This window comes from Okeania sp. SIO2B9 (assembly GCF_010672505.1).
Lineage (GTDB): Bacteria > Cyanobacteriota > Cyanobacteriia > Cyanobacteriales > Microcoleaceae > Okeania > Okeania hirsuta.
On record NZ_JAAHGK010000911.1, the window covers coordinates 1 to 3183 of the forward strand.

At 40.3% G+C, this 3183-nt stretch carries 3 protein-coding genes and 1 pseudogene; 1 reads left to right on the forward strand and 3 read right to left on the reverse strand.

Annotated features, from left to right (window positions below):
- Window positions 1–258 precede the first annotated feature (258 nt).
- A complete protein-coding gene (gene cimA / locus F6K13_RS25325) occupies window positions 259–1857 on the forward strand; it encodes a citramalate synthase (RefSeq protein WP_287239232.1) in 1599 nt (532 codons plus the stop codon).
- A 132-nt stretch (window positions 1858–1989) separates the two neighbouring features.
- Here the strand turns inward: cimA and F6K13_RS25330 are convergent, their stop codons facing one another.
- The 3 genes and pseudogenes from F6K13_RS25330 to F6K13_RS25340 all read right to left on the reverse strand — a co-directional run.
- Window positions 1990–2355, reverse strand: a complete 366-nt coding sequence (locus tag F6K13_RS25330; protein ID WP_124146633.1) for a DUF2237 family protein — start codon at window positions 2353–2355, stop codon at window positions 1990–1992.
- A gap of 314 nt (window positions 2356–2669) precedes the next feature.
- Window positions 2670–2852 (reverse strand): hypothetical protein, encoded by a 183-nt coding sequence (locus tag F6K13_RS25335; protein ID WP_124146632.1) that lies wholly within the window; start codon window positions 2850–2852, stop codon window positions 2670–2672.
- A gap of 138 nt (window positions 2853–2990) precedes the next feature.
- A pseudogene (locus F6K13_RS25340) lies at window positions 2991–3183 on the reverse strand (phosphate ABC transporter substrate-binding protein PstS); the annotation flags it as partial.

The following is a 3183-nucleotide window of genomic DNA, read 5'->3' on the forward strand; positions in this document are numbered from 1 at the left end:
TAGAAGGAGACAGGAGACAGGAGACAGGAGACAGGAGGAAAATTACATGGGGATTCTAACCCCAAGTAATTTTGAACACCGTGTAGACGGTGGGGTATTAAACCCACAAAGAAAATGATAATCTTGACCTATATTAGTTATCTATGTTAGCAGTTAAAAGTTAAAAGATAAAGTAAAAAATTAGTGAAAAAGTAGGATTAATTATAAAGTTTAAATTAAGTTGAAAAATTATCTGAATTTCTAAGACCCCTAGTAATAATGAAAAAACTCTGGATCTACGATACAACTCTACGCGACGGTGCCCAACGAGAAGGACTATCCTTATCCCTAGAAGACAAACTACGCATCGCGCACCAACTCGACAGCTTGGGGATTCCTTTTATTGAAGGAGGTTGGCCAGGTGCGAATCCTAAAGACGTACAATTTTTCTGGCAACTAAAAGAACAACCTCTCACTCAAGCAGAGGTAGTCGCATTTTGTTCAACTCGTCGTCCCGGAAAACAAGCAGCTTCTGATACCACTCTGCAACCCATTTTATCTGCTGGTACGCGGTGGGTGACAATTTTTGGCAAATCTTGGGATTTGCACGTTGTTGAGGGGCTAAAAACTACTCTGGAAGAGAATTTGGCAATGATTGCAGATACGATTTATTACCTCCGTAGTCAAGGTCGTCAGGTCATCTATGATGCGGAACATTGGTTTGATGGTTACAAAAATAATCCTGACTATGCTTTGCAAACCTTAGCTGCTGCAACTAATGCTGGTGCGGAATGGTTAGTTCTCTGTGATACCAATGGTGGTACTCTTCCCCACGAAATTACTCAGATAGTAGCAGATGTTTCCCATGCTTTGCCCACTGCAAAATTAGGCATTCACACTCATAATGATTCAGGTACTGCTGTTGCTAATGCTTTATCTGCTGTCAGAGAAGGAGCGAAGATGATACAAGGAACTATCAATGGTTATGGGGAACGTTGCGGTAATGCTAACCTTTGTACTTTGATTCCTAATTTACAAATCAAGTTGGGTTATGATTGCATTCAGGCGCAACAACTGGAAAAACTGACTCAGACCAGTCGCTTTATTAGTGAAGTTGTGAATCTTGCTCCTGATGACCACGCGCCGTTTGTGGGTTTGTCTGCTTTTGCTCATAAGGGTGGTATTCATGTGTCGGCAGTGGAACGCAACCCACTAACTTATGAACATATTCAACCGCAACAGATAGGGAATAGTCGTCGCATTGTGATTTCTGACCAAGCAGGTTTGAGTAATGTGTTGGCAAAGGCAAAAAGTTTTGGTATTGAGCTAGAGCGTCAAAACCCTGCTTGTCGGCAAATTCTGGATAGTTTAAAAGAGTTAGAAAATGAGGGATATCAGTTTGAGGGAGCAGAAGCTAGTTTTGAGTTATTGATGCGAAAAGCTTTGAAGCAAAGGCAGCATTTCTTTGAAATTAAGGGTTTTCAGGTTCACTTGGATAAGGATGGTGAAAAAGTTAGTAATTCTCTGGCGACGGTGAAAGTTACTGTTAATGGTCAGGATATTTTGGAAGCTGCTGAAGGAAATGGTCCGGTTTCAGCTTTAGATGCTGCTTTGCGGAAAGCTTTAGAAAATTTTTATCCAGCGATCGCTAATTTTTATTTGACTGATTATAAAGTGAGAATTTTGGATGGTGGTGCAGGTACTTCTGCTAAAACTAGGGTGTTAATTGAGTCTAGTAATGGTCAGCAACGGTGGACGACTCTTGGGGTTTCTTTTAATATTTTGGATGCTTCTTATCAGGCGGTTGTTGAAAGTTTAGAGTATGGTTTGATGTTGGAAAGTCAATCTCAAGAAACTGCATTAGGTGTGGTTTTGTAGTAGCAGAAGGAAGAGGGAAGAGGGAAGAAGGAAGAGGAAAGAGGGAATAAGGAAAAATCTTACTTTGTCTGAGTTTTAAGCTTTTGACCTGTCCTAACCTTTCCTTCGACTGCTATAACTCAGACCTACCACCTAAATAAGTGCGTGTTCCTGCAAAACCTCCAAAGGTACTACTTCTAATGCTTTTTGATGAGTTCCTGACAAAACTACTGGTGGTGCAACTCCAGAATCTAGAGCTTCTTTCCAACGAGACGCACACAAACACCAGCGATCGCCAGGTTTTAAACCAGGAAAAGAATATTCTGGTCTAGGTGTACTCAAATCATTACCACGACGCTTAGTAAATTCCAAAAATTCTGCTGTCACTGCTGCACAAATAACGTGGGAACCAAAATCTGATGGTCCAGTCTGACAAAACCCATCCCGATAAAATCCAGTCATGGGAGAAGTACAGCAAACTTCTAGCTTTTCACCTAATACATTTAGTGATTCTATCATTTTAAAATAGTTCCCCTTAATTTAGTTCAGTTTTTCAGTTTACCAGAGAGATTCACTTTAGTACTTTGGAAGAGAGGGAGTAGGGAGTAGGGATTAGGGAGTAAGGGGAAAGAATTGATAATTTCTGTGCGATAATTAATTTGATTTTTTATGATCACCAGATGTCTATTAAATAGGGTGTTTTGATGGGCGATCGCTACTTTTTTGTCCTGTTCAATAGATATCTCCGGAAAAGAGGGAGTAGGGGGAAAGAATTGATAATTTCTGTGCGATAGTTGATTTGATTTTTGGCGTTGGTAATTTGAGGCATGATATCATGTCCGGATCAGAGCGCGATAGAAGTCCATGACCTTTACGCGACCAAAAAACTTTCTCCTTCTATTCCTCTTTCTTCTCTCCTGACTCCTGACTCCTGTTCCCCTCCTGGGAGGGGGAGGGGCGAGGGGTGGGTTGACTCCTAAGTAATTAAGATTAATATCATACACGCGCTTTACCAACGCTAATTTTTTATTATCGGAGATTCCTAATGAGGCACACCTATCTTTGATTTCTATTCTATTCCCTATTCCCTGTTCCCTAAAAAAAACGAATTTTGTACCTCACTCTTTTTGGGAATTGCTATAGCTCAAGTCTGATTATTGATTTGCTACTTGAGTTTCAACTTTCTCAAGTATTTTTGCACCTATAGCTTCTGGAACACGAGTATACTCAAGAGTATTGTTCAAGTTTTGACCTTCCTGTAAAACCCAATTGACCATTTTCTTAACTGCAGTTGCTTGATCTGAAGTCTCATAATTTTCCTTAACTAATAACCAGGTCACTCCAACA